The sequence below is a fragment of the Lentzea pudingi genome (assembly GCF_014646255.1).
In the GTDB taxonomy this organism is placed as follows: domain Bacteria; phylum Actinomycetota; class Actinomycetes; order Mycobacteriales; family Pseudonocardiaceae; genus Lentzea; species Lentzea pudingi.
Genome location: NZ_BMNC01000021.1, coordinates 21,124 through 46,589, shown reverse-complemented (window position 1 = coordinate 46,589; position 25,466 = coordinate 21,124). Strand labels below are relative to the sequence as shown.

20 protein-coding genes are annotated in these 25,466 nt (G+C 70.9%); 9 read left to right on the top strand and 11 right to left on the bottom strand.

What is annotated here, in order from left to right:
• Window positions 1-35: 35 nt before the first annotated feature.
• The 3 genes from IEY88_RS39400 to IEY88_RS39390 all read left to right on the top strand — a co-directional run bounded on the left by IEY88_RS39400 (window position 36) and on the right by IEY88_RS39390 (window position 2,685).
• Window positions 36-443, top strand: a complete 408-nt coding sequence (locus IEY88_RS39400; protein WP_189160026.1) for a neutral zinc metallopeptidase — start codon at window positions 36-38, stop codon at window positions 441-443.
• A gap of 127 nt (window positions 444-570) precedes the next feature.
• Window positions 571-1,779 (top strand): neutral zinc metallopeptidase, encoded by a 1,209-nt coding sequence (locus IEY88_RS39395; protein ID WP_268241288.1) that lies wholly within the window; start codon window positions 571-573, stop codon window positions 1,777-1,779.
• Window positions 1,780-1,791: 12 nt separating this feature from the next.
• Window positions 1,792-2,685 carry a neutral zinc metallopeptidase gene (locus IEY88_RS39390; RefSeq protein ID WP_189160025.1) on the top strand — a complete coding sequence of 298 codons (894 nt, stop codon included), beginning with the start codon at window positions 1,792-1,794 and terminating at the stop codon, window positions 2,683-2,685.
• On the opposite strand, the gene IEY88_RS39385 is transcribed toward IEY88_RS39390, so the two are convergent.
• From IEY88_RS39385 to IEY88_RS39375, 3 genes are read right to left on the bottom strand one after another with little or no spacing between them, the layout of a single operon-like run.
• Window positions 2,682-3,161 (bottom strand): hypothetical protein, encoded by a 480-nt coding sequence (locus IEY88_RS39385; RefSeq protein WP_189160024.1) that lies wholly within the window; start codon window positions 3,159-3,161, stop codon window positions 2,682-2,684. The two genes, IEY88_RS39390 and IEY88_RS39385, sit on opposite strands and share 4 nt — an antisense overlap.
• A gap of 12 nt (window positions 3,162-3,173) precedes the next feature.
• Window positions 3,174-4,454, bottom strand: a complete 1,281-nt coding sequence (locus tag IEY88_RS39380; protein ID WP_189160023.1) for a sensor histidine kinase — start codon at window positions 4,452-4,454, stop codon at window positions 3,174-3,176.
• On the bottom strand, window positions 4,451-5,119 hold the full coding sequence (locus tag IEY88_RS39375) for a response regulator transcription factor (RefSeq protein WP_189160022.1): 669 nt from the start codon (window positions 5,117-5,119) through the stop codon (window positions 4,451-4,453). Before IEY88_RS39375 ends, IEY88_RS39380 begins: the two co-directional genes overlap by 4 nt.
• Before the next feature lie 80 nt (window positions 5,120-5,199).
• Between IEY88_RS39375 and IEY88_RS39370 the strand changes: the two genes are divergently transcribed.
• Window positions 5,200-5,778, top strand: a complete 579-nt coding sequence (locus IEY88_RS39370; protein WP_189160021.1) for a single stranded DNA-binding domain-containing protein — start codon at window positions 5,200-5,202, stop codon at window positions 5,776-5,778.
• Window positions 5,779-5,821: 43 nt separating this feature from the next.
• The gene (locus tag IEY88_RS39365; protein WP_189160020.1) at window positions 5,822-6,277 is read left to right on the top strand and encodes a hypothetical protein; all 456 of its coding nucleotides are present in this window, start codon (window positions 5,822-5,824) and stop codon (window positions 6,275-6,277) included.
• On the opposite strand, the gene IEY88_RS39360 is transcribed toward IEY88_RS39365, so the two are convergent.
• The 3 genes from IEY88_RS39360 to IEY88_RS39350 all read right to left on the bottom strand — a co-directional run bounded on the left by IEY88_RS39360 (window position 6,246) and on the right by IEY88_RS39350 (window position 9,428).
• Entirely contained in the window at window positions 6,246-6,884 is a 639-nt protein-coding gene (locus tag IEY88_RS39360) for a hypothetical protein (RefSeq protein WP_189160019.1), read from the bottom strand. The genes IEY88_RS39365 and IEY88_RS39360 overlap by 32 nt on opposite strands.
• A gap of 70 nt (window positions 6,885-6,954) precedes the next feature.
• On the bottom strand, window positions 6,955-7,998 hold the full coding sequence (locus tag IEY88_RS39355) for a potassium channel family protein (protein WP_189160018.1): 1,044 nt from the start codon (window positions 7,996-7,998) through the stop codon (window positions 6,955-6,957).
• Window positions 7,995-9,428, bottom strand: coding sequence for a M20/M25/M40 family metallo-hydrolase (locus IEY88_RS39350; RefSeq protein ID WP_229694182.1), 1,434 nt, complete (start codon window positions 9,426-9,428; stop codon window positions 7,995-7,997). The genes IEY88_RS39355 and IEY88_RS39350 overlap by 4 nt, the downstream gene beginning before the upstream one ends.
• A gap of 62 nt (window positions 9,429-9,490) precedes the next feature.
• Between IEY88_RS39350 and IEY88_RS39345 the strand changes: the two genes are divergently transcribed.
• Both IEY88_RS39345 and IEY88_RS39340 read left to right on the top strand, forming a co-directional pair.
• Window positions 9,491-9,871, top strand: a complete 381-nt coding sequence (locus IEY88_RS39345) for a DoxX-related protein (protein WP_189160016.1) — start codon at window positions 9,491-9,493, stop codon at window positions 9,869-9,871.
• Window positions 9,872-9,947: 76 nt separating this feature from the next.
• The gene (locus IEY88_RS39340; protein WP_189160015.1) at window positions 9,948-10,487 is read left to right on the top strand and encodes a hypothetical protein; all 540 of its coding nucleotides are present in this window, start codon (window positions 9,948-9,950) and stop codon (window positions 10,485-10,487) included.
• Between the two features lie 8 nt (window positions 10,488-10,495).
• Here the strand turns inward: IEY88_RS39340 and IEY88_RS39335 are convergent, their stop codons facing one another.
• From IEY88_RS39335 to IEY88_RS39320, 4 genes are all read right to left on the bottom strand, one after another.
• Window positions 10,496-13,855 carry an ATP-dependent helicase gene (locus IEY88_RS39335; protein ID WP_229694181.1) on the bottom strand — a complete coding sequence of 1,120 codons (3,360 nt, stop codon included), beginning with the start codon at window positions 13,853-13,855 and terminating at the stop codon, window positions 10,496-10,498.
• 508 nt (window positions 13,856-14,363) lie between these two features.
• Entirely contained in the window at window positions 14,364-17,579 is a 3,216-nt protein-coding gene (locus IEY88_RS39330) for an ATP-dependent helicase (RefSeq protein ID WP_189160085.1), read from the bottom strand.
• Between the two features lie 201 nt (window positions 17,580-17,780).
• Window positions 17,781-19,901 (bottom strand): putative bifunctional diguanylate cyclase/phosphodiesterase, encoded by a 2,121-nt coding sequence (locus IEY88_RS39325; protein ID WP_189160014.1) that lies wholly within the window; start codon window positions 19,899-19,901, stop codon window positions 17,781-17,783.
• A 106-nt stretch (window positions 19,902-20,007) separates the two neighbouring features.
• Entirely contained in the window at window positions 20,008-20,823 is an 816-nt protein-coding gene (locus IEY88_RS39320) for an SAM-dependent methyltransferase (protein ID WP_189160013.1), read from the bottom strand.
• 184 nt (window positions 20,824-21,007) lie between these two features.
• On the opposite strand from IEY88_RS39320, the gene IEY88_RS39315 reads away from it, so the two are divergent.
• Window positions 21,008-22,321 (top strand): cytochrome P450, encoded by a 1,314-nt coding sequence (locus IEY88_RS39315; protein WP_189160012.1) that lies wholly within the window; start codon window positions 21,008-21,010, stop codon window positions 22,319-22,321.
• Between the two features lie 17 nt (window positions 22,322-22,338).
• A complete protein-coding gene (locus IEY88_RS39310; protein WP_189160011.1) occupies window positions 22,339-23,337 on the top strand; it encodes an alpha/beta hydrolase in 999 nt (332 codons plus the stop codon).
• 31 nt (window positions 23,338-23,368) lie between these two features.
• Here IEY88_RS39310 and IEY88_RS39305 read toward each other — a convergent pair whose 3' ends face one another.
• A complete protein-coding gene (locus IEY88_RS39305; protein ID WP_229694179.1) occupies window positions 23,369-25,381 on the bottom strand; it encodes a putative bifunctional diguanylate cyclase/phosphodiesterase in 2,013 nt (670 codons plus the stop codon).
• Window positions 25,382-25,466: the final 85 nt, after the last annotated feature.

Below are 25,466 nucleotides of genomic sequence, written 5' to 3'. Positions count from 1 at the left end.
CTTTCGAACGGACGCCATCTGGGGGATCTTCGGCGATGACGCAGCCACCGTCGCAGGGCGGCGGGTCACCGCCACGCCCGGCGGACCCACCCGCCGAGCCCGCGCCTCCCCAGCGTGGCGCGGCCTATCTCGTGACCGTGTCACCGACGTACCGTTCGACTTCTCCCCACGGTCAGCCGTTCTCCGCGGGTGCGCCTCACCCTCCGCACATCCAGGCCACCTGTTTCGGCGGGATGACCCTCGCGCCGTTCGCGCACAACGGCGTCGTGCCGCTGGACGTCGTGGACACCGGGCTGCGGGACGCGGGCGAGCGCGGCGACCACGCGGGCAAGCCCGACCACGGCAGCGGGCCGAACAACGTGCGCTGGGTGATGGACGGCCATCGGCAGAACAGGGCCAGCGCGTGCAACACCTGGGCGGCGCCGGCCGGGGAGGTCTCGTGAACCGATCGTCCGACCCGCGCGTCTCATCACTGTGGACCGGACGTGTTAGCCCGGTCGGGGGACGCGTGATCCCGGTCCGCCTATGCTCGTACCCGACCCAGGATGACCATTGGGGGGACCTCCGGCGATGACGCAACCACCGCCACCGGGCAACTGGCCGCCGCCGCGTCCGGTCGGCCCGCCACCGATGCCCGCACCGCTCGGGCAGCGTCCGCCCCAGGGCCCGCCTCCTCCCTACGGCGCGCCCCCGCAGGGCCCACCGCCGGGGTATTACGGCCCGCCGCCTCCCAGGCCGGTCATGCCGCCACCGCAGCCGTCGTGGGGCCCGCCTCCGCCCGGCTACGGCCACTACCCGCCGATGCCGCCGCCCCGCAGGGGCAACGGCCCGATGATCGCCCTGATCCTGGGCGGTGTCGTGATCCTCGGCCTCGGAGCGGTCGGCGTCTTCGCGGCGACCCTGAACAACAAGGTGAAGGACTCGGGCTACTCGAACTACACGACGTACAGCCCGACGTTCACCGTCCCGACCACGACGGGGGAGCCCGCGGCGACGACGAGCGCGCCGCGTCCCTCCGCGTCGCGCACCCCGTCCGCGCCGGCGACCCCGGCGGGCCCGAAGGCCGTCTACGCGCTCGCCGACCACCCGTTCCTCAAGCCGGGCTTCGGCGCGAACTCGCTCCCGGGCTGTGCGCTCCCGCCGATGGACTACTCGCCGGCGGGCCAGGACCGCTTCCTGCGCGCCGCGCTGCCGTGCATCGAGAACATGTGGAAGCCGGCGCTGCAGGCCGCGAACCTGCCGTACCAGCCCGTCGAGCTGCACGTCATCACGGAGACGGCGCAGTACCCGTGCGGCACGGTCCGCCCGGACCAGACGGCGCGGTACTGCCAGGGCGGCATCTACTGGACGGCGAACGCCTACGCCGCCGAGCGCAACCCGAACAACCCGAACCACCCCGGCAAGTACCTGGGCCAGCTCGCCCACGAGTACGGCCACCACCTCCAATGGCTCACCGGGATGCTCAAAGCCTCGGACCGCGCGCAGTACGACGCGGGAGGGTGGGATACTCCGAAGGGCCTCGACCTGAACCGCCGGATGGAGCTGCAGGCGACGTGCTTCGGAGGCATGTCGCTGGCCCCGTTGTCGCACGGCGCGATTCCGATCGAGGTGATCCGGGTGGCCCTGACCGACGCGGGCAACCGGGGTGACTACGACATCTACCCGACGAAGGACCACGGCACACCGCAGAACAACGCGAGCTGGGTGGACCGCGGTTACAAGTCGAACAAGGCGTCCGAGTGCAACACCTGGGCAGCGGACCCAGGCTCCGTCTCCTAGGAAGGGGAGAACGTGACCCAACCAGCCAAGAACAACCCGGTCCTGCTCGCGGGAGTGTTCGTGCTGGTGGTCGCGTTCGTCCTCGGGATCGGTCAACTGAGCCGTCCCAGAGTGGTCACCGGCCACGCCCTGGCCGGTTCGCGCCCGGCGTCGACCCCGCAGACCGAGCCGTCGGCGCCGATCCGGCCGCGCGCCGTGTTCCGGCTGGCCGACCACCCGATCCTGGTGAAGCCGGTCTCGCTGACCCCGGTGACGTGCTCGTTGCCGCCGTTCGGCACGGCGGACGCCCAGCTGGCCGCCTACTACGCGGCGGGCGTCGAGTGCCTGGACGCCGCCTGGGGCCCGGTGCTGGCGGGCGCGAACCTGCCGTTCGACCGGCCGGCCCTCGACGCCTCGCCGGTGCTGCGGGACGGTCCGTGCGGCGCGGCCCCGGAGTCCGACCACGCGGTGGCGTACTACTGCGGCCGCAACCGCACGATCTACATGCCGACGGCCCGCCTGCGCGACAACGGCGGCGGTGACACCCCGGCGACCCACCTGGCCACGCTGTCGCACGAGTACGGCCACCACGTGCAGGTGCTGACGGGCCTGCTGCGCGCGGCCGACCTGAAGATCACCGACGCGGGCGAGAAGACCCCGGCGGGCCTGGAGATGTCCCGCCGGATCGAACTGCAGGCCAACTGCTTCGCGGGCATGTTCCTGAGCGCGGCGGCCGGCCGGGGTTCGCTGACCGCGGGCCTCGCGCGGCAGGCGCAGGAGGACTTCCGGTTCGCGATCGAGGAGAAGCCCGAGGACAACGCGCACGGTTCCGCGAAGAACCAGGCGCAGTGGGCGGGCGCGGGCTTCAAGGCGAACTCGACGGACGCCTGCAACACCTTCTCGGCCCCCGCGGCCCAGGTCTCCTAACGGAGGTGCGTCCGCTCGTCGACGTGACGCGTGGGCGTCCCCAGGAACACCTTCGCGTCACGCGGTGAGCCGTACGCCAGGTTCAGCGTGGTCAGCAGGTAGTTCCACCCGCCGTCCCGAGGCCTGGCCCACCGGTGGTTCAGCTGCCAGCGCACCCACTCGCCGCGCTGGAGCCGCACCGGAGAGGGCCTGTTCGACCGCCGCGGCGAGGCGTACATGGTGTCCTGCAGCTGCACGGACAACACGTCGTCGTCCTCGCGGAGGGTGAGCGCGATCCGGTCGATCTCGCTGCTCTCCTTCGACCACACGGGTGCGAAGTCCTCCCACTCGAGCAGCCGGACCTCGTGCACGGCGGGCCTCAGGTGCGGCAACGCGAACCCGGCCGGCACGGCGTTGCGGCGGGTCGCTCCGGGCTCACCGCGGGACTGCTTGGTCCACTCGGTCTTCACCCACTGCACCACCACGTACGCGTCCACGCACCGATGGAATCAGACGTGGCTCGGCTGGGCGACCGGATTCACCGCGGGCAGCCTCACCCGGAACACGGCTCCCTGCTGCTCGGACGGCTCGCACGTCAGGTCTCCCCCGTGCGCGCGGACCACGCCGCGCGCGATGGCCAGCCCCAGTCCGGACCCGCCGGAACGCCGGTCGCGGGCGTCGTCGAGCCGCACCAGCCGGTCGAAGATCCGCTCCCGTTCGGCCTCGGGCACGCCCGGCCCGTTGTCGGACACGGTGAACCCCGTCAGGTCGACCCGGATCCGCACGGTCCCCGACGGCCCGGTCGCCTGGCGGGCGTTGTCGACGAGGTTCGCCAGCACCTGCGCGAGCCGTTGCCCGTCCCCGACCACGGCGGCCGGGACGCCCTCGGCGGTGATGTCGAAGTCCGGCGCCACGAACCTGGTCCGCGCGACCTCCGCCTCGGCGAGGCCCAGCAGGTCAACCGACTCGCGCTGCATCTCGTACCCCGCGTCGAGCTGGGCGAGCGCGAGCAGGTCGTCGACCAGCCGCCCGGCCCGGCGAGCCTCCCTGACCAGTAGGAACGACATCTGGTCGCGGTCAGGTGAGTCGACGGGGGCCTGCACGAGCGCCTCGGCCACGGCCTGCACGCCCGTGATCGGCGTCCGCAGCTCGTGCGCGGCGTCCGCGACGAACCGCCGGGTGCGTTGCTCGGAGCCCTCCAGCGAGTCGAGCATGCCGTCGAACGCGGCCGCGGTCCGTCCCAGCTCGGTGTCCGTCCTGGACGGGTTGAGCCGCCCGCCGCGGTGCCCGGCCGCGATGGCCTGGGCCAGCGACGTCATGGCGTCCAGAGGCGCCAGCGCCCTGCGCACCACCACGACGATCAGCAGTCCGGTGACGCCGATGGCCACCAGTCCGAGGATCAGCAGGAGCTTGCGCAACCGGTGCTGCGCCTGGGAGATCGCCTCGGTGTCGGCGTAGAGGGTGATCTTGTTGCGGCCGACGTTGCGGACCTGGCGCTGGAACTGCCCCTCCTCGGGCGCGTTGCCGACGGTGGTGCCGTTGGGGAGCTCGATGGTGACGTGGATGTTCCGCTTCGTCAGCACGCCGACGACCTCGGCCGGCCGCCTGCCGTTCTTCAGCAGCTCCACGGCACGCGCCTCGGCGCTGTTCAGCACGCCGTCGACGTCCTTGGAGGACTGCCCGGCGAACGTCCGGTCGACGGAGATGACCAGCGTCACGAGCACCAGGAACAGCACCAGCAGCACGGACACCGCGACCCGCCGGCGCAACGAGACCGTGCGGAGGTTCATTCTTCGGCTCGCAGCACGTACCCAAGGCCACGAACGGTGTGCACAAGCCGTGTGCCGTGTTCCTCGATCTTGCGACGCACGGCGCTGACGTGGACCTCGACCAGGTTCGGGTCGTAGTCCTCGTAGCCCCACACGGCCGTGAGGATCTGCGTCTTGGACACCACGCGCCCGCGCTGAGCGGCCAGGTAGACGAGCAGCCGCAGTTCGGTCGCGGTCAGATCGATGGGCTGGTCGGCGCGCATGACGACACCGGCGTCGGCGTCCACGACCAGGTCGCCGACCTGCACGGTCGACGGGGTGCGACCGAGGCGCCGCAGCACCGCCGACACCCGTGCCACGAGCTCTGCCAGCACGAACGGCTTGCCCACGTAGTCGTCGGCACCGCCGGAGAGGCCGCGCAGCCGGTCCGGCACGCTGTCGCGCGCGGTCAGCATGACCACACCGGCTCCGGACGCGCGGCGGATGACCTCGAGCAGCTGGAAGCCGTCGCGGCCGGGCAACATCACGTCGAGGACGACCAGGTCGGGGCGGAAGCGGCCGAGGTCGGCCTCCAGCTGGCGCCCGTCCAGGCGGTGCTGCACCTCGTACCCGGACTCGCGCAACGCGGACGACACCGCGGCGCCGATCGCCTCGGCGTCCTCGATCACCAACACCCTGGCGGACACCTCACCATTCTGCTGATCATCGGGACTTCGGGCGACTCGCCTTCAGCTCGTCCTCAGCATGCACGCGCACGCTGAGGCGCATGTCGAAGAAATCTGCGTGGGCCGGTGCCATCGTCGCGGCCGTCGGCCTCACCGTCGGCGGCATCGCGGTCGCGACGGCGGCCGAGGGTCCCGACCGCCCGCCGAACGTGGCGTTCGCGGAACGCCACCTCGGTGGTCCCGGCCAGAACAAGCCGGGACGTCCGGACAAGGCCAAGCTCAAGGACAGCACGCTCGTCGTCGGGCGGGTCAAGTCGGTCGAGTCCGGCAAGCTCACGATCACCAAGGACGACGGCAGCGAGGTGTCGTTGACCACTGACGGTGCCACGAAGCTGCGTGGCGGTGACCTCGCCGGTCTCAAGGCCGACCAGCGCGTGACCGTGCGCGTGAAGGACGGCAAGGCGCTGAACGTGGCGCTGGCGAAGGCCCAGGCGCGCGGCACCGTCAAGGACGTCAACGGCAACAACGCCACGCTGGTCCAGGTCGACGGCCTGCAGACGCCGCTGGACCTGGCCTCGGTGACCGAGAAGCCGAAGAACGGCGACCTCGTCGCGGTGACCGGTTCGGTGACCGACGGCAAGACCATCAAGGTCGAGCAGCTGCGCCAGCTGCCGAAGTAAACCTGGGCTCCACGCGGGCCGCCGCGTCTGCGAACATCGCAGTGTGGCGGTTCCGCGAAGCCCGGACAGATGGGTGTTCATCCTGCTGGTCGTCGGACTGGTCGGGATCGGGGTCGCGCTCGCGCTCTTCTTGCCCGCCAAGGTGTTGGGCGCCGAGGAACCCCCTAGACCCGTGATGGCGACGGTCGTCGAGAGCGGCTCCTGCGGCTCCGGCATGGACACGGTCGAGTGGGACGCCGACGGCCAGAAGAAGCAGGCGAAGCTCGACGGCTGCGGTCACACCAAGGGCGAGACCGTGGAGATCGTGAACACCGGCGGCGAGATGGTGTCGTCCGCCGCGGCCGTCCCGGTCGGACTCCCGGTCGGGCGCCGCCTCACCGCGTTGCTGCTGTGCATGGCAGCGCTGGCGGGCGGCTTCTACGCGTTCCTCTTCCGCTACGCGCCGCTGCGCGCGCCGGCCGTGCTGCCTACTCCACGGCGGGCGGAGCCGGCTTCTTAGCGTTCGCGAGGATCTCGACCACGTCGCACGCCATGGCGGCCACGTCGTCGATCTGCTCGACGAGGTCCAGGTCGGTGAAGGTGAAGCAGGCGACACCGCCGGCGATGTCCACGGCGGGTGGCTGGTACGACTTGAGCTGGGCGACGACCCTGCGTTCCGCATCCGGTGCCAGGTCGCCCGAGATCTCGTAGGCCGTTCCGGGTCGCGGCGGGTCCATCCGCAGGTCTCCGGTGAGCTCCGGTGCGTCCACCACCACCACCACGAGCGCCGGGACGGTTCGCTCGACGTGGGAGTAACCGGTGGACGTCAGCCCGACGGACGTCGTCGAGGAGAAGACGGCGACCCGGAAGGCACGCCCCTCGTGGACTCCCGCCACGGTGCCGCCCCGCCCCGGCCCGGGCAGGCCGCTCATCCGCCCGGCCGGCATGTCGTCCTGGTCGGACGCCTTCGTCCACCCCGGTGTGGCCGCCCGGCGCTCGAGCGAACGGATCGCCGTGGTGGCGGAGCGGATCCTCCCGTCCTCCTCCCCGGTGGACACGATCGAGAGCACCACGACCACGCCCAGCACGACGAGGCTGATCAGGAACACGACCAGCAGCGGATCCACACGTCCTCCGAGGGGCACGGCTCCCCGGTGGTTGGGGAGCCCCTCATTGGACTACGCGGGCAGCGCCGTTTCACTCTTCTCCGGGCGGAGTCACCTTCTTGACGTAGAGCAGGCGGTCGCCGGGCTCGATCGCGTCGGCCTCCGGGGCGTCGACCCGGTAGAGCTTCCCGTTCCGCACCACGCCGAGCACTATGTCGGGCAGGTGCCGCGGTGAGCCGCCGATCTCGCCCTTCTCGACGTCGCGTTCGGCGATCGCGAGCCCCGCGTCGGGCGTGAGCAGGTCCTCGACCATCGCCACGACGGACGGCGTCGCGGTGGCCATGCCGAGCAGGCGACCGGCCGTCTCGGACGACACGACCACCGAGTCGGCGCCGGACTGCTTGAGCAGGTGCTCGTTCTCCCGTTCCCGCACCGACGCCACGATCTGCGCCTTGGGGGCGAGTTCACGGGCCGTCAACGTCACCAGCACGGCCGTGTCGTCCCGGTTCGGCGCCACGACGATCGCGCGCGCACGGGCCGCACCGGCGACCCTCAGCACGTCGTTGCGCGTACCGGATCCGTGCACGACGACGAGCCCCTTGGCGGTGGCCGCGTCGAGCGACTCCTGCACGGTGTCGACGACGACGATCGAGCCGGGGTCGACACCGTCGCCGAGCAGCGCCGCGACCGCGGACCGCCCCTTGGTGCCGTACCCGACGACCACAACGTGGTCCCGCACGACCCGCCTCCACTTCTGAATGCGCAACGCCTGACGGGAGCGCTCGGTGAGAACTTCGAGTGTCGTGCCGACCAGCACGATCAGGAACAGGACTCGCAACGGCGTGATGACCAGGACGTTGACGAGACGCGCCGTCGACGACGCGGGCGTGATGTCGCCGTAGCCGGTCGTCGAGAGAGACACCGTGGCGTAGTAGAAGGCGTCGAGCAGAGAGACGCCGTCCTCGTTCACGTCGCGGTAGCCGTCACGGTCCAGGTACACGATCATCACCGCGAGCAGCAGCGCCGCCATCGCGCCGACGACGCGCTTCAGGATCGCGCGGACAGGGCTCTCCACCTTGTCCGGCATCCTGACCACGCCGACGAGCGAGTGCGACGCTTCATCAGACAGGCTCATCGGGACAACCTCTTCGCGATCTCCGCTTGGGCAAGCATCCGCCACAGGTGAGCGGCCGCCTCCGCGCCTTTGAGGAGCAACGGCACCACTACGCGCTCGTTCGGCGCGTGCACGCGATCATCCGGCAAGGTCGCACCGAGGTAGACGAGGGGCACCCCCAGCCGTTGCTGGAGCACCGCGGCGGGCCCCGATCCGCCGGCCCTGGCGAACCGGACGTGCTGGTCGAAGGCGAGCTTCATGGCCTCGTGGACGGCGGCGTTGGCCGGGTCGTCCGGACTGATCGCGTACGGCGGCACGCCCTCGCCCCTGATGGCGACGCTCGCCGTGATGCCGTCCGGGGTGTGCTCGGCGACGAACCGCTCCAACTGGAGCTTGACCTTGTCGGGGTGCTGGTCGGGGACGAGCCGGAAGCTGATCTTCGCGACGGCCCGCGCCGGGATGATCGTCTTGAAGCCGGGGCCGGTGTAGCCGGCGCTGATCCCGTTGACCTCGGCGGTGGGGCGCACCCAGAGCCGTTCGAACGTGGAGTAACCGGGCTCGCCCAGGGTGACCTGGGCGCCACCCCCGTTGCGCTTCAGCCAGTCCTGCTCGTCGAACGGCAGGGCGGCGTAGTCCTCGCGTTCCTGCGCGGACGGCTCCCGGACGTCGTCGTAGAAGCCTTCGAGCCGGATTCGGTGATCATCGTCGTGCAGCGCGGCGACCAGTTTCGCGAGAGCCGTCGCGGGGTTCGGAATGGCGCCGCCCGCACGTCCGGAATGGACGTCGTCGGTTCCGCCGTCGAACGTGATCTCGGCACCGAGAACACCGCGCTGCCCGGTGTTGACCGTCGGTGCGTCGCGTTCGTGCAATGCCGTGTCGGTGAACACCACAAGATCACAGGCGAGCTGATTCTCGTGATCATCGAGGAGCTTTCGCAGGTGCGGTGATCCCGATTCCTCCTCGCCCTCGACGAAGAGCTTCAGCGTGACGCTCGGAGCGTTCTGATTCGTGGCGGCCAGGTGTGCCTTGACCGCGAGCAGGTGCATCGCGACCTGCCCCTTGTCGTCGCTCGCACCCCGGCCCCGGATCTCGTCCTCGCTGATCACGGGCTCGAACGGCGGGTGCTCCCAGCGGTCGAGCGGATCGACCGGCTGCACGTCGTGGTGCCCGTAGACGACCACCGTGGGGGCGTCCGGATCGTTCGCCGGCCAGCACGCGAACACCGCCGGGAGCGCTGGTCCGTCGTCCCAGATCTCGACCTGCGGCCAGCCGTCGCGCCGGAGCTCGTCCGCCAGCCATTCAGCGGATCTGCGCACGTCACCGCGGTGGGCGGGGTCGACCCCGATGCCCGGGATCCTGATCCAGTCGCAGAGCCCGGCCACGAAGGAGTCGGCCAGCGCGGCGACAGCGGCGCGTTCAGCACGGTCGGAATGACGAGAATCACCTGCCACGCTCGTGGAGACTAGGGCAGTCCCGTCTCGCCTACGCGGCGTAGGCATGACAGGGTGACGCCATGGAACCAACCCGTTCCCGAGCGCGGTCGGCGCTGGCGCTCGCCGCACTGCTGGGCCTGGCCGGAGCGACCCACTTCACCAGGCCGAAGTACTACGACGCGATCGTCCCGCGCGCGCTGCCCGGCACCCCGAGGCAGTGGACGTACGTGTCCGGGGCGGCCGAACTGGCCGTCGCCGCAGCCGTCGCCGCACCTCGAACCCGCCGCCTCGGCGCTTTCGCCGCGGTCGCGCTGTTCGTGGCCGTGTTCCCGGCGAACGTGAAAATGGCTCTGGATTTCCGGGACAAATCCCCCAAAGCCCGTGCCATCGCGTACGGCCGCCTGCCACTGCAGATCCCGCTCGTCGCATGGGCGTGGAAAGTGGCGAAAGCAGCCCCATGACCACCCTGGGTAATCCTTAACCAAGTATCCCGCAAACGCTGTCATTTTCTGCGCGAGGAACCTTAGGATGCGCCCTGTGCAAACGCTTCTCGAGCGCGCCGCAACCGCACTCGGCTGGGAAGGTGCCGTCGTTCCCGACGTCGCCGTCCTGGGCCAGCAGGTGTCCGCGGTCGTGCGTTTGCTGCCCGACGTGCACGAGTGGAGAACCCAGAACGGCTGGCCCCCTCGGGCCGACCCCTCGTGGTTCCGCTCCTGGTTCGAGCCCGAGGCCCACGACCGCCTCCCCGTCGCCGCCGTGGAACTCGTGGGCGTCCTGGTGAGCGAGTCCACGACGGACCGGGCCCTCCAGTCGTGCGGCACCCTCCTGACCCTGGCCCCGTGCGCGGTGATGCTCCCCCGCACCGATGAGTCCCAGGCCTGGTCGTTCATCGAGCTCGACTACTACGGCATCGGTGTGGTGGTCGGCGACGACACCACCGTCGACCTCATGGTGCCGCCGGAGGACCGCTCGCCGGAGTTCGGGCCGTCGCTGTTCGGGCGTTGGCTGCTCGAGGTGCTCTACGAGCGGGTGTTGAAGGCCTCGCACGCGCCGGCGAGCAGCAGCTCTCAGGGCTAAGGCGTGTCCTAGGACTCCACGGACCGGATCAGGTCCTTCAGGCCCTGCTCCTCCAGCAGGTCCGCCGGCCGCACCGTGTGGTCGTGCCGCACGTAGTGGAACGCCGCCCGCACCGTCTCCAGCGGCGCGCCCACCAGGGCCGCCCAAGCCAGCCGGTAGGCCGCGAGCTGCACCGAGAGTGCGGGTAGAGCCTCGGCGTCGGGCACCGCGCCGGTCTTCCAGTCGACCACGGTCCAGCCGTCGGCGTCGCGGTACACGGCGTCCATGCGGCCGCGGACCGAGATCCCGTCGAACTCCGCCTCGAACGGCACCTCCACGTCGTGCGGGGTGCGGTCGGCCCAGGTGCTGGCGAGGAACGACTCCTTCAGCCTCTCCAGATCGGAGTCCGGGGAGGCGTCGGCGTCGCCCGCGCCCGGGAGGTCGTCGAGGTCGAGCAGGCGGGTGGCGCCGAAGCGGTTCTCGAGCCACGTGTGGAAGGCCGTGCCCCTCCTGGCGAGCGGGTTCGGCGGGAACGGGAGCGGGCGGCGCAGGCGCCGTGCCAGCTGGTCCGGGTCCTTGGCCAGTTCCACCAGCTGTGAGACCGAGAGGTGGTCCGGGAGGACCACCTGCTCACGGCGGTTCTGGGACGCCGCCCGTTCGGCCAGCAGCACGTCGACGTCGCGCGCCCAGCCTTCCGGGTCGCCGTCCTCCGGCATCTCGGGGTCGTCCGGGACCACGTCGTCCGGCAGCGGCTCCGGCTCCGGCGGGAAGTCGTCGTCCGGGGGCTCGTCGTCCGGGGGCGGGTAGTCCTCGTCGAGCAGTTCGGGCTCGGGTTCGTCGAAGATCAGGGCCAGCGGCTCCGGCGGCGTGTTGCGCAGGGTGTCCAGGGCGGCGAGGACCATCTCGGCGCCCTCGACCACGGCGTCACGGCGCTTGCCGAGGGGGTCCGACGGCCAGACCGAGGACTTCACGTCCTCGGCCAGCGGGTTCGGGGCGTCCGCGTCGGGTTCCGGGGCCCAGGCGGAGATGTCCCCCGGCGCGTCCTCCCGTTGCAGGACCTCGTGCATCTCCTGCAGGAAGACGGACGGGCCCTTCGGCTTGTCGCCGGCCTCGGCCCACCAGTGGCCCGACATCAGCAGGCTGTGCTCGGCCCGGGTCACGCCCACGTAGAAGAGGCGGCGTTCCTCGACCAGCCGACGCTCCTCGAACTCCTCGGCGTGGATGGTCAGGGCCTCGTCGACCTCCTTGCGGTTGTAGCCGGCGGACAGCTTCAGCGTCGGCAGGTCGGCCGAGTCGCCGCGCAGGGAGGCGGGGAGGTCGGTGACGTTCTTGAGCCAGCACGAGGACTTCTTGCGCCCCGGGAACACGTCGCGGACCAGGTGCGGCAGCGCGACGATCCGCCACTCCAGGCCCTTCGCCGAGTGGACGGTGAGGATCTGCACCCGGTCCTCGGAGACCTCGACCTCGCCGGGTTCGAGACCGTCCTCGGCGTGCTCGGCCGTGTAGAGGTAGTCGAGCAACGACGGGAGCGTCGCGGACGGGGAGGCCGCGGCGAAGTCCGTCACGACGTCGGAGAAGGCGTCGAGGTGTGCCCTGCCGACCATGCCGGGCCGGGACATCGACTCGATGTCGAGCAGCAGCGTGCGTTCGACGTCGGCGACCAGTTCGGACAGCGGCTGGTCGAGCCTGCGCCGCAACGCCGCGAGCTCGCCGCCGAGCCGCCGGATCCGCCGGTAGCCGTCCTGGGAGTACGAGTCGGGGTCGCCGGGGTCGTCCAGTGCGTCGGCGAGGCCCGCCTGTTCGGCGTGTTCGCCGGGCAGCGCGTCCGCGAGGACCATCAGCGGATCGTCCACGACGGACTGTCGTGGCGCGACGCCCGCCAGTTCGCGCGCCCGCGACCACAGCGCGGCCAGGTCCACTGCGGCGAGGCGCCAGCGCGAGCCGGTCAGCAGACGGGCCGCGGCCGTGCCCGCCAGCGGGTCCACCAGAACCCGCAGCGCCGACACCAGGTCGCGCACCTCGGGTTCGTTGAGCAGGCCGCCGAGACCGACGACCTCGACCGGCAGGCCGCGCTCACGCAGGGCCGCGGCGATGGCGGCCATGTCCGAACGGCGGCGCACCAGCACGGCCGCCGTCGGCGGCACCCCCTCGGTGTCGAGGTGCGCTTCCCACTGCGCCGCGAAGTTGTCCGCCATCCAGTCGAGCTCGGCGCGGATGTCGGTGTGCAGCGCGAGCCGGACGTCACCCGGTCCCGCCCCTGGCCTGGCACGCAGCTCCTCGACGTCGAGACCTGCCTCGCGCAACGGCAACGACACGGCGTTCGCGAGCTCGAGGACCTCGGGCGGGTTGCGGAAGCTGGTCAGCAGCCCGAACTTCGTCGCCGGCGGGAAGTCGTCGACGAAGCGAGGCAGGTTCGCGGCCGACGCCCCGCGCCAGCCGTAGATGGCCTGCGCCGGGTCGCCCACCGACGTCACCGGCATCGGCGTGCCCTCACCGAACAACGACCGCAGCAGCACGCGTTGCGCGTGCCCCGTGTCCTGGTACTCGTCGAGCAGGACGGCGCCGTACCGCTCACGTTCCCCGGCGGACACCTCGTCGAACGCGGCGAGCTGCGCGGCCAGCGACATCTGGTCCGCGAAGTCCAGCGCCGCCTCCTTGCGCTTGCGCTGCTGGTACGCATCGAGCAACGGCAGCATCGCGATCCGCAGCCGTTGCGCCGCAACGATTTCCTTCAACTTCTCCGGCAACGCGTCCCGCTGCCGGGGCGCGCGCGGAGCGTTCTCGACCAACGCGCAGAACTCGAGCGCGTGCGCCTCCAGCTGTTCGGGCGTCACCAGGTGCTCGCCCAGCTCACCGGCCAGCGACAGCAGGTACCCGGTGACCGTCGCCGGCACCTTGTCGGTGTCCAGGTCCTTCGCCCACGTCGACACCACCCGGTGCGCGAGCTGCCACGACGCCGTCTGCGTCAGCAACCGCACGCCGGGCTCCACCGGCAACCGCAGCCCGTGCTCGGTCACCAGGCGCCCCGCGTAGGCGTGGTACGTCAGCACCACGGGCTCCCCGGTCAGCACGGCCATCTTGCGCTCACCGCTGGGGTCGAGCTCGTCCAGCAGGGACGACCCCGCGAGCCTGCGCAGCCTCGCCCGCACGCGGTCCGCGAGCTGACGCGCGGCCTTGCGCGTGAACGTCAGGCCGAGCACGTGGTCGGGCAGCACGAGGCCGTTCGCCACCAGCCACACGACACGTGCGGCCATGGTCTCGGTCTTGCCGGCACCGGCGCCCGCGACGACCAGCGCGGGGCGCGCGGGTGCGGCGATCACCTCGGCCTGCTCGGGGGTCGGCCTGTTCAGCCCGAGCGCCTCAGCGATCTCAAACGGGCTGACGGTCACCAGTACATCTTCCTACCTGGGCCGAACGGGTCCGCACCACCCGGGACGGTGTGTTCGCCGACAGTTCCGGCGCGGGAAACGTGCAGGTCAGGAAGCTGGGCTGGAGACGCGCGTCCGGTGGCGCGCCTGGCGGCCGTCTCAACCCCAAACCACGCGGGCCTGGCGGGCCGCCGACTGAGGAGATCGAGCGCGCCGACGCCACACCGAGCAGCCGTGACTGGGCGCTGCCGGCGCGTGCCCGCCGGCTGGGTGTTCGCCAGACGCGGGTCCGCCCCGCGGGAGGCCGCCAGACGCGGGTCCGCCCTGCAGATCCCCGTCCGACACAAGCTCGCCCGGCGATCCCCGCCCGACAGATCCCCGCCCGACAGATCCCCGCCCGACAGATCCCTGCCCGGCACGCTCGCCCGCCGCACACTCGCCCACCGCACGCTCGCCCGCCGCACACTCGCCCGCCGCACGCTCGCCCGGCACCGTGCTCACCCGCTGGAAGCTGACAGATCAACAGTGCTTACTCGCTGACCTGCCGCCCGGAGGGGTGCACCGGGCACGTCGTGCGCGCCGGGCAGCGGTCGCAGTCCGCGTTCTCCCGGGCCGTGTACTGCGGGCCGAGCACCGACTCCGCGGCGCCCTGCACGACCTCCAGCCACGCCCGCACGCCCTGTTCGTCGAGTGGCGCCTGGGTGCGTTCGACGGCTCCTGTCTTCTTGTCCTCCTTCGCCACGTAGAGCAGGCGGGCGCCGCCCGGCTCCGTTCCGAGGCCGATGTGGGTGAAGCCGCCTAGTGACGACGCCAGCTGGTAGACGGCCAGCTGCGGGTGTTCTTGCGAGGCCTCGCGCGACACGGGGCTCTTGCCCGTCTTGAGGTCGATCACGACCGGGCGGCCGTCCTCGTCGTGTTCGAGGCGGTCGACCCTGCCGCGGACCTGCAGCCACGGGCCGCCGTCGCGCTTCGGCACGTCGACGACCATCTCCTCCTCGACCGCGACCTGGGTGAGCTGGCTGCGGCTCATGGCGAGCCAGGCGAGGAACGTGTCGAGCATCTTCTCCACGCGCAGGCGTTCGCGGCGGGAGAACCACGGTGCTCCGGCGTCCACCGCGGCCCACGCCTCGTCCAGCTTCACCCGCAGCTGGGCCGAGTCGGCGCCGGACGACGCGGCCTGCGCCAGCGCGTGGACCAGCGTGCCCGTCACCGAGGCGAGCTCGGCCGGGTCCTGCCCGCCGTGCCGTTCGACGACCCACCGCAGCGGGCACTTCGTGATCACCTCGATGGTCGACGGCGTGACGCTGACCTTCTGCTCCTCCGTCCACAGTGGAGCGTCGACGGAGACCTCCGCCAGCCCGTACCAGGACTCCGGGTGCGCTCCGGGCACGCCTGCCTCGGCCAGCCGGGCCAGCTGCTCCGCGGCCCGCGCCCGACGATCGACACCTTCCGAGTCCGAGCACACCACCCGGCGCAGCTCGCCCACCAGCTCGCCCAGCACCAGGCCGCGCTGCGGGCGGTGCAGCTTGCGTTCGTCCTCGGCGGACGACTCGATCTCGTCCAGGAACCGCGACGGCTGCTCGTCCTCCCCGCGCACGGCGCTGATCAGCAGCTTCGACCGCGCCCGCGACGCGGCGACCAGCAGCAGCCGGCGTTCCTCCGCGAGGATCGGCGCCACCGCCGACACCGACGGCTCCAAGCCGGCCAGCACGTCCACCATGCGTTCGACGCCCAGGACGGTGCCGCGCAGCCTCAGGTCGGGCCAGCTGCCCTCCTGGACGCCGGGGACCGCGACGACCTCCCACTCGCGCCCGGCCGCGGAGTGCGCCGTCAGCACGGACACCGCCTCCCCGGTCGGGGCCGAGGCGGCCAGCGTGTCGCCGACGATCCGTTGCGACTCCAGGTAGTCCGCGAACCCGGCGACCCCCGAACCGGGCAGCCGGTCGACGTACTTCGCGGCCGCCTCGAACAACGCCACGATCGCGTCGAGATCCCGGTCCGCCTGCATGCCCGGCATGCCGCGCCGGGCCGACTGCGCCACCCAGCGGTCCTGCAGGCCCGTGGCCGTCCACAGGTCCCACAGCACGACCTCGACCGACTTCCCCGCCTCGATCGCCTTGCGCGCCAACGACAGCAGGTGTCCGATCCGCCGCGCGGGCAACGACTCCGCGTACTCCAGCGCCGCCAGCCGGTCGGCCGTCTCCACGACCTCGACCAGCAGGTCGCCGCTCGGCCGGTCACCGCCGGCGGCCATCTCCAGCCGCCGCAGACCACGCCGCAACCGCCGCAGCGCCAACGGATCCGCGCCACCGTACGAGGACGAGAGCAGCATCGCCGCCGTGTCCTCGTCCAACGACCCCGGCGCGGCGGCCGCACGAACCAACGCCAGCAACGGACGCACAGCGGGCTGCTGCGCCAGCGGCAACTCGTCCGACGCGACGGACACCGGCACCCCGGCCGCGAGCAACGCCCGTTGCAACACCGGCAGGGACAACGTCGCCGACCGCACCACCACGGCCATCTGCGACCACGGCACCTCGTCGGCCAGGTGCGAGCGCCTCAGCTGGTCCGCCACCCACGTCGCCTCCTGCGCGGACGACGCGAGCAACCGCACCTGCACGGACCCCTCGCCGTCCACGGGGTCCACCACCCGCGCGGGAGAGGCGCCGGGCAGCCGGGCCGCGAGCCGCGCCACCGCGTCCCGGACCTCCGGCATCATCCGGTGCGACTGCCGCAGCACGACCGTCTCGCCGTCCGCGTCCCGCAGGATCTCCGGATCGGCGCCGCGGAACGTGAAGATCGCCTGGTCCGGATCACCGGCCAGGACGAACCGCGCAGCGCCCGACCCGAGTGAGCGGATCAGCGAGTACTGCATCGGGTCGAGGTGCTGCGCGTCGTCGACCAGCAGGTACCGCACCCGCCGCCGTTCGGCGAACAGCAGGTCCTCGTCGTTGACGAACGCCGCGTAGGCCGACGACACCAGCTCGGCCGCGTCGTAGGCGGGGGCGTACGCCGTCGCGGAGTCCATCCCGGACAGCAGGTTCACCGCCTCGTACTGCGCCCCGAACCGCCCGGCCGCCACCCACTCGTCACGCCCGTGCTGCTCGCCGAGCTCGATCAGGTCCTCCGGCCCGAGCCCGCGTTCCGCCGCCCGCAGCAGCAGGTCCCGCAGCTCGTGCGCGAAGCCCGGCAGCTCCAACGCCGGCCGCAACCGCTCCGGCCACTTCAACGCGCCCAGCTCCACGTCGCCGGCGAGCAGCTCACGCACCATCGCGTCCTGGTCTGGCCCGGACAGCAACCGCGGCGGCGGCTCGCCCAGCAGCACCGCCTGGTTGCGCAGCACCGCGAACGCGTAGGAGTGCACCGTCCGCACCAACGGCTCGCGAATCGCCGACAGCCGCCCCGTGAGCAACTGCGTGATCTGCGCGCGCAACGCCACCGACGCGCGCCTGTTCGCCGTCAGCACGAGCACGTTCTCGGGATCGGCGCCGTGCTCCAGCACGACGTGCGCGGCCATTTCGGCGAGCAGCGTCGTCTTGCCGGTGCCGGGGCCACCGAGCACGCGGACGAAACCCTCGTGCTCGAAGACCCGCTGGGCAGCGGCGTCCCACCGGGGACGCGGGCGCGTCTCCGGCTTCCGGCGGACCAGCTGGGGTGGAAGTGCCACGCATCGATTGCACCACGCGACACCGACAAGATCGTTCAGACCCACTCGGAGCGCCGGAACACCGCAGTTCAGAAGCATGAACGGCAGCCGCTCGCTCATGGGGTCGGACAAAACGCTCATCACCGACATCCGCGCGGCCGGCGGTGACGCGGTGCCGCGGCGCGATCAGCTCGTCGTGCAGCGGCATCAACCAGCAGACCTACGAGTTCACCAAGGCGCTGGCGAAGTTCGCCGGCTAGTGCTTCTCCGGTGGCCGGACGTGACCCCGACCCCGTCCGGTCACCGGAGTTCCAGCTCCTGCAAGAAGTCTCCCGGCGTGCGCGCCACGCCGAAGTGGTCACCGGTCGCGAAGTCCGCACCGGCGTCGAACCACCACTGCGCCTGCTCCGCGCTGTCGATCCCCTCCACGGCGACCGACACGCCCCGCTCCTGCAGCAACGGCAGCAGCGCCACCACGTACGGGGACCGCGACTTCACCAGGCCGCGCGCCACCCGCACCGCGCGCACCGGCAGGTCCGCCGCGAGCAGGCCGAAGTCCAGCGGTCCCATGCCGAAGTCGTCTATCGCCGTCAGCACGCCCATGCGGGCCAGCACGGCCACGTTGTCCGCCGCGTCGGGCACGGACAGCACGCCGCCGGGCACGCTGATCATCAACTGCTCGGGCGGCACCCCGATCTGGTCGAGCACCTCCACCACCCGCGAGACCAGGTCCGCGTCGGACGCCTGGTGCGCGGTGAGGCGCACGGCCAGCGGCTGGTCGAATTGGCCGCGCTGCCGCCACCACGTCGACTGGCCGCCCGCGACCCGCAGCAGCCACCCGCCGAGCGGCAGGATCAACCCGGTCTGCTCGGCGAGGTCCGCGCACCGGTCGTGGTCCAGCGCACCGGATTCCGGCCTGTCCCAGTGGAACTCCGCCTCGACACCGGTGACCGCGCCGTCCGACAGCCTGACGACCGGGCGGTACCGCACGGTGATCTCGCCGTTCTCCCACGCGGCCGGCATCTCCACGGCCAGCGCGTCGTCACGGCGTTCCTCGGCGTCCTGACCGGCGTGGAACAGCTCCCACTGCCCGCGCCTGCCCTTCTTGGCCCGGCGCAACGACCTCTCCGCCGAGCGCAGCACGTCGAGCGGTTCCTCGTCGCTGCCGGGACGGTGCACGACACCCGCGCTCATCGACGCCGAGACCCCGTGGCCGTCCACGAAGGTCGGCTCGGCCGTCAGGTCCTCGTTGATGCTCTTCATGATCGTGTCGATGCCCGGCGTGTTCGCCGTGTTCTCCACGAGGACGCCGAACTCGTCGCCGCCGAAGCGGGCGATCATGACCTTCTCGGCCGCCAGCAACGCTTTCAGGCGCCCGGTCACGTGCTGCAGGTACCGCTCGACGACCCGGCCGCCGAAGCTGTCGCGCAGCATGCCGAACGCGTCGAGGTCGAGGTGGAACACGGTGATGCCGTGCTCGGGATCGGCCTTGCGCAGCGCGATCTCCAGCTGGGTCGTGAAGAACTGGCGGTTCGGCAGGCCCGTCAGCGGGTCGTGCAACGCCTGCCGCTGGAGTTCGCTCTGCAGCAGCGCCAGTTCCGTGCCGTCCTCGACCACCACGACGAAGTGCATCGGCTTGTCGTCGGCGCCGCGCAGCAGCGACGCGGCCAGCGTCACCGGCGCGGAGTCGCCGTCCTCGCGCAGCAACCGCTGCGACTGCCGGAAGCGTTCGGTCCTGCCGGCGGCGAGGTCGGTCATCGACTCCCGCAGCGTCTCGACGAAGGAGGGCTCGATCAGGTCGAGCAACGGGGTGCCGGTGAGCTCTTCGGAGGTGCGGCCGAGGATCTGGCCGATGGCCGCGTTCACCTGGAGCAGCCGGCCGTCGAGCCCGACGATCAGCACACCGTTGGTGGACGACGTGACGACCTCGTTGAACCGGGCCTGGCTCTCCTTGAGGTTCCAGTTCGCGTCGCGGACGGCCTTGAGCAGCGACCGCTGCATGCTCTCCTGCTGCACCAGCACGGACTCCGCGTTCGCCCCGGTGAAGCCGGTGCCGAGCGCACCCATCGCGAGCGCAATCCGTTCGGCGTACCGCGAGACCGGCTGGAACTCCGGCAGCGCGAGCAGGCCCTTGCCGAGCACCTCGGTCGTGCAGCGCAGACCGAATTTACCCAGATGGCCCAGCGTCGCGAGGTCCGCGCCCGCCGCCTCGATCGGCGCGGTGGCGAACGGTTCGGCGTGCAGCATCGAGCACAACGCGTCCAGCCGGACGCGCAGTTCGTCGTCGAGATCGTCTCGGCCCAGGGGAATCGCGACTGCTCCGAGCAGGCGATACGACCATTTGTGGGCGAGCGTGACCCGCGCCCGCTCATTGTCCTGAGGCGAGGGCGTTACATCAGGTATTCGACTCGGGTTGGACATTCGGAGGGCCGCCTCGCAGTGGGCTCTGAGGTCCGGCAGTTTACCCACGCAGAGTCGGCGCCGCCTCAACCGGCCGCGTGAATCGAGTTCACACCATCGAGAATGGTTATGGCTTTCGGCCGACGCCGGCGAACGCGATCCTGTTCACCGCTGGATCATCGGAGATGTCACCGGGACCGGTGGGCCGCCATTCGGCGAACTTGACGAGTCCGGGCTCGACCAGCTCGAAATCGCCGAAGAAGGACTCGATTTCCGCGCGGTCGCGATAGGCGACGGCACCGCCGCCCGACTTGGCCATCCGGTCGGTCACGGACCTGGCGTCCTCGTTGACGTGGTCGCCCGCCATGTGCGAAATCGCGAGGAAGCTCCCGCTGGGCAGGGCCTCGCGGTACCGCTTGAGCAGGCTCTGCGGGTCCGCGTCGTCCGGCACCCAGTGGACCATGAACAGCATCAGCAGACCGATCGGCTGGTCGAAGTCCAGCAACCGCTTGACCTCGGCGCTGCCGAGGATGCTGTCGGGGTCGCGCATGTCGGCCTGCAGCACGCCGACGCGGTCGTTGCCGGCGACGATCAGCTCGCCGTGCGCCACGGCCACGGGGTCGCGGTCCACGTACACGACGCGGCTGGACGGGGCCTCGTCCTGCGCGACCTCGTGCACGTTGGCCACGGTCGGGATGCCGGAGCCGATGTCCAGGAACTGGCGGACGCCCTGGTCGGTCATGTACCGCACCGCCCGGCGCAGGAAGGCCCGGTTGAGCCTGGCCGCGCTGCGGGAGTTCGGCATCATCTCCTCGGCCTTGTCGCCCATCAGGCGGTCGACCGCGAAGTTGTGCGCGCCCCCGAGCAGGTAGTCGTACACCCGTGCCGCACTGGGCACGGAGACGTCCACGCTCTGCGGAACCCAGTTCTGCACGTCGGACACGACGACCCACCCTCTCCAGGTTTCCGGACGCAACCGCGTTGCGGACGCACTAGCTTAGTCATGCACAAAGCGCTAGCGACTAGGCCGCAAGTGTGAACACACTCCACCCGATCGGGCACTGTCACTCTCGACCGAACGACTCATAGGGTGGCCCGATCTCTTCACCACCTCGCGAGGAGCGATGATGTCCGTCCCGGTGGCACCCGGTCGGCTGCCATTTCTCGGGCATTCGTTGCCAATGCTCAGGAAAAGATTCGCATTCACCGGGAATTTACGCGACCAGGGTGATCTGGTCGAAGTACACCTCGGGCCGATGCGCGCCTATTTCGTCGCCAGTCCGGCTTTGACGCACCAGGTGCTGGTCACCGACGCGCCGAAGTTCCACAAAGGCCGGATGTACGACAAGTTCCGCCCGTTCGTCGGCAACGGCCTGGCGGTGTCGAGCGGGGCCTTCCACCTGCGCCAGCGCCGGATGGTGCAGCCGGCGTTCCACCGCGACCGGATCGCCGGTTACGCGAACACCATGCTCCGCGCGACGCTCGACCTGCTGGACGGGTGGCGTCCCGGCGACATCAGGCAGCTCGAGGCCGACATGCAGGGCCTGGCGGTCACGATCGTCGGCGAGGCGCTGTTCTCCGCCGAGATCGGCAGGAAGGCGATCGACGAGTCCCGCCGCTCGGTCTTCGTGATCATCAGGAACGGCATCCTGCGCGCGCTCTCGCCGGGGTTCGTCGAGAAGCTGCCCATCCCGGCCAACCGCGAATTCGACGAGGCCATCGCCCGGATGCGGGCCATCGTGACCGAGGTCATCGAGAGCCGCCGCGACGACGACACCGACCACGGCGACCTGCTGTCGACCCTGTTGCGGGCCAAGGACTCCGACACCGGCGAACCGATGACCGGCGAGCAGGTCTTCGACGAGGTCATCACGCTGCTCACCGCGGGCATCGAGACCACCGCGCTCGCGCTGGCCTGGATCTTCCACGAGATCGCCGCGAACCCCGAGGTCGAACGACGGGTGGTGGCGGAGGTCGACGAGGTGCTGGCCGGGCGCGCGGTGACGATCGACGACGTGCCGAGGCTGACGTACCTGGGCCAGGTCGCACAGGAGGTCCTGCGCAAGTACCCGCTCTGGCTCGTCATGCGCCGCACCGCCGAGGAGGTCGTGCTCGGTGGCGCCGTGCTGCCGGCCGGCACCGAGGTGATCCTCAGCCCGCACACCATGCACCACGACCCGGAGAACTTCCCGGACCCCGAACGCTTCGACCCGGACCGCTGGACCCCCGAACGCGCGAAGCGGCTGCCCAAGGGCGCGTTCGTGCCGTTCGGCGGCGGCATCCACCAGTGCATCGGAAACCACTTCGCGCTGACCGAGATCGCCGTCGTCGTGGCGACGGTCTGCGCCCGCTACCGGCTGGTCCCCGACCGGCCCGTGCGCACCAAGTTCACGAACGCGGCCTACCCCAACGACCTGATGATGAAGGTCGTCCCCCGCTAGCTGGAGGTTGTTCCCCCATGCGTTTCCGCCGGCTCTGTGCCGCCGTGCTGCTCGCTGCCCTCCTGCCGGTTCCCGCGCCGGCCAGCGCTGCCCCGACCACCTGCGAGGACGTGTACACGCCCGTTCAGTTCGGGCTCATCCGGCAGACGATGTACGGCAGGCTGTGCGTCCCGCAGGGAGCCAAGACCGTTCAGGTGCTCGTTCCCGGTGGCACGTACACCAGTGGCTACTGGGACATCCCGGTCGAGGGCGAGACCCGGTCGGTCACGCGCGCGATGAACAGCGCGGGCATCGCCACGATGGCGGTCGACCGGATCGGCTCCGGCAAGAGCTCCAAGCCGTTGAGCATCCTCGTCGACGTGCCGAACCAGGCCGAGGCGGTGCACCAGATCATCCAGAAGCTGCGCCCGCGGTTCTCGAAGGTCCTCGTCGGCGGGCACTCCATCGGCTCGGCCATCGCGATGGCGGAGGCGGGCCGGTACCGCGACGTCGACGGCGTGCTGGTCACCGGCATGACCCACCAGTGGGACTACGTCAGGGCCGTGCCCGCGCTGACGAACCTGATCCCCGCGGTGATCGACCCGAAGCTCAGCCTGCGAGGTCTCGACGTCGGCTACCTGACGACGGCGCCGGGCTCGCGCTACACCATGTTCCACGCGCCGGGCCCGAGCATCCCCGCCGTGAACGCCCTCGACGAGGCCACGAAGGACGTCGTCTCGGCGAGCGAGTTCGTCACCACCGCGCTGATGTCGAACCTCGTGCTGCCGGTGAGCGCCCTCATCAACGTGCCGGTGATGACCGTCCAGACCTCGGCCGACTACTTCTGCGGCACCCCGCCGCTCGGTGCCGACTGCTCGTCCGCCGCGGCGCTGGTCAGGTCCGAGAAGCCGTTCTACCCCAAGGCACCGCGCGTCGACGGCTTCGTCGTCAACGGGTACGGGCACGTCTTCAACTTCGACACCAGGACGGCCGGCCGCTACCACTCGGCCATGATCGAGTGGCAGCGCGGGATCTAGTGGTGTGGCCCGGCACCCTTCCGGGCCACCACTAACTGATCTTCCGCAGGAACGCCCCCGCGTCGAGCGGGGAGCCGTAGTGGGCGCCGGTCGCGAGGTCGGCGCCCACTTCCGTCCACCACTTCTCCTGCTCGGCGGACTCGATGCCGTCCACGCAGAGGTTCACGCCCAGCTCGTGGACGGCCGGGACCAGCGCGGCGGAGCGGGGATCCTGCCTGCGCACCAGGTCCTCCGGCACCAGCACGGACACCACCGGCAGCGCCGAGAGCCAGGCCAGGTCGCGCGGGCCGAGCCCGAAGTCGTCGAGGGCGATCCGGACGCCCATGTCCGCGAGCGTGCCCAGGTTGTCCGCCGCGACGGCCACGCCCAGCACGCCGACCGGCATGCTCAGCGTCAGCCTGGCGGCCGGCATCGCCGTTTCCTCCAGCACCTTCGACACCCGTGACACCAGGTCCGCGTCGGTCGACTGGTGGTGCGTGAGCCGCACGCCGAACTGCTGGTCGAGCTCGCCGCGCTGGCGCCACCACTGGGCCTGGCCGGTGGCGATCCTGATCAGCCACTCGCCCATCGGCAGGATGAGCCCGCTCTCGTCCGCGAGCACGGCACACCTGTCCGAGAGATCCCAGTGCAGCAACGCCTCCACGCCGGCGAGGCCGCCGGTCGCCAGGTCGCGCACGGGCTGGTAGACGACGCCGATGTCGCCCTGTTCCCACGCTCCCGGCATCACGACGGCCAGAGCCGCGTCACGACGTCCGGTGGCGTCCTCGCTGGCGTGGAACAACTCCCACTGGCCGCGGCGGTCGCGCTTGGCCTGCCGCAGCGCCAGGTCGGCCGTGCGCAGCAGTTCGACCGGGTCGACGTCGGCCGGCGGACGGTGCACCACGCCCGCGCTCACCGACACCGCCAGGCCGTGACCGTCCACATAGGTCGGTTCGCCCAGGTCGGCGTTGATGTTCGCCATCGTGGTCGCGACGTCCGGCGTGCGCGCCGTGTTCTCCACGACGATGCCGAACTCGTCGCCGTCGAACCGCGCGACCATGGACTTCTCGTGCGACATCACGGCCCGCAGCCTGCGGGCGACGTGCTGGAGCAGGTGCTCGCCGACCCGTGCGCCGAGGCTGTTGCACACCAGGCCGAACGCGTCGAGGTCGAGGTGGAGGACCGTCACCCCGAACTCGGGATCGGCCCTGCGCAGCACCGTCTCGAGGTGGGTGGTGAAGAACTGCCTGTTCGGCAGCCCGGTCAGCACGTCGTGCAGCGACTGACGACGCAGTTCTCCTTGCAACAGAGCAAGTTCCGTGTCGTCGTCCGCCATCACGAGGACGTGGCTGGCCTGGCCCTCGTCGTCCCTGAGCAGCGACGCCGTGAGCGTCACCTTGGCGAACTCGCCGTCACCGCGCACGAGTTGCATCGGTTCGCGCTCGAACTCGCCGCGCTCGGAGAGGACCGTCTCCATCATCTCGCGGAACACGACGATCGAGGTCGGTGCGATGAGCTCGACGAGACGGGTGCCCGGCTCGGGCGGACGTCCGATGATCACGCCGATCGACTCGTTGCCCCAGGCCAGTCTTCCGTCGAGGCCGACGATCAGGACGCCGTTGGTGGACGAGGACGCGATGCCCTCGAACTTCGCCTCGCTCTGGCGCTGGTCCCGTTGCGCGTCGTGGGCGGCCTTGAGCAGCGAGCGCTGCATGCTCTCCTGCTGGTCCAGGATCGCGCGTGCTCTCGCGGCGGTGAAGCCGCACGTCAGCGCGCCGATCCCGCCCACCACGCGGACCGTGTGCTGGTCGCTCGAGCGGAACTCCTCCAGCGCCAGCAAGCCTTTGCCGAGCACGTCGACCGTGCGCTTCAGCCCGGGCTCGTTGACGTAGCCGAGAGCGACGAGCCGTTCGCCGACCTCCTCGAACGGAGCAGGGTCGAACGGTTCGCTGTGCAGCGCCGCGCACAATGCGTCGAGCTGGGCGCCCAGTTCGGCGTCCAGCTCCTCTCTGCTCAGCGCGACTACGACGACGCTGCTGAGCAGGTAGCTCCACTTGCGCGACAAGGCTTCTCGCGCACGGACGGCGGTGGTGTCCTCGGGTGGAGCGGCATCGGGTCTTCGGCTCGGTTTCGTCATTCCCGTTGCCCTG

Excerpts from the sequence above, each read along its gene's own strand:
- IEY88_RS39355 (WP_189160018.1), bottom strand. The coding sequence starts at position 7,998 with ATGAGCCTGTCTGATGAAGCGTCGCACTCGCTCGTCGGCGTGGTCAGG.
- IEY88_RS39380 (WP_189160023.1), bottom strand. The coding sequence starts at position 4,454 with ATGAACCTCCGCACGGTCTCGTTGCGCCGGCGGGTCGCGGTGTCCGTG.
- IEY88_RS39325 (WP_189160014.1), bottom strand. The coding sequence starts at position 19,901 with ATGTCCAACCCGAGTCGAATACCTGATGTAACGCCCTCGCCTCAGGAC.
- IEY88_RS39370 (WP_189160021.1), top strand. The coding sequence starts at position 5,200 with ATGTCGAAGAAATCTGCGTGGGCCGGTGCCATCGTCGCGGCCGTCGGC.
- IEY88_RS39330 (WP_189160085.1), bottom strand. The coding sequence starts at position 17,579 with ATGCTTCTGAACTGCGGTGTTCCGGCGCTCCGAGTGGGTCTGAACGAT.
- IEY88_RS39315 (WP_189160012.1), top strand. The coding sequence starts at position 21,008 with ATGTCCGTCCCGGTGGCACCCGGTCGGCTGCCATTTCTCGGGCATTCG.
- IEY88_RS39310 (WP_189160011.1), top strand. The coding sequence starts at position 22,339 with ATGCGTTTCCGCCGGCTCTGTGCCGCCGTGCTGCTCGCTGCCCTCCTG.
- IEY88_RS39400 (WP_189160026.1), top strand. The coding sequence starts at position 36 with ATGACGCAGCCACCGTCGCAGGGCGGCGGGTCACCGCCACGCCCGGCG.
- IEY88_RS39395 (WP_268241288.1), top strand. The coding sequence starts at position 571 with ATGACGCAACCACCGCCACCGGGCAACTGGCCGCCGCCGCGTCCGGTC.
- IEY88_RS39345 (WP_189160016.1), top strand. The coding sequence starts at position 9,491 with ATGGAACCAACCCGTTCCCGAGCGCGGTCGGCGCTGGCGCTCGCCGCA.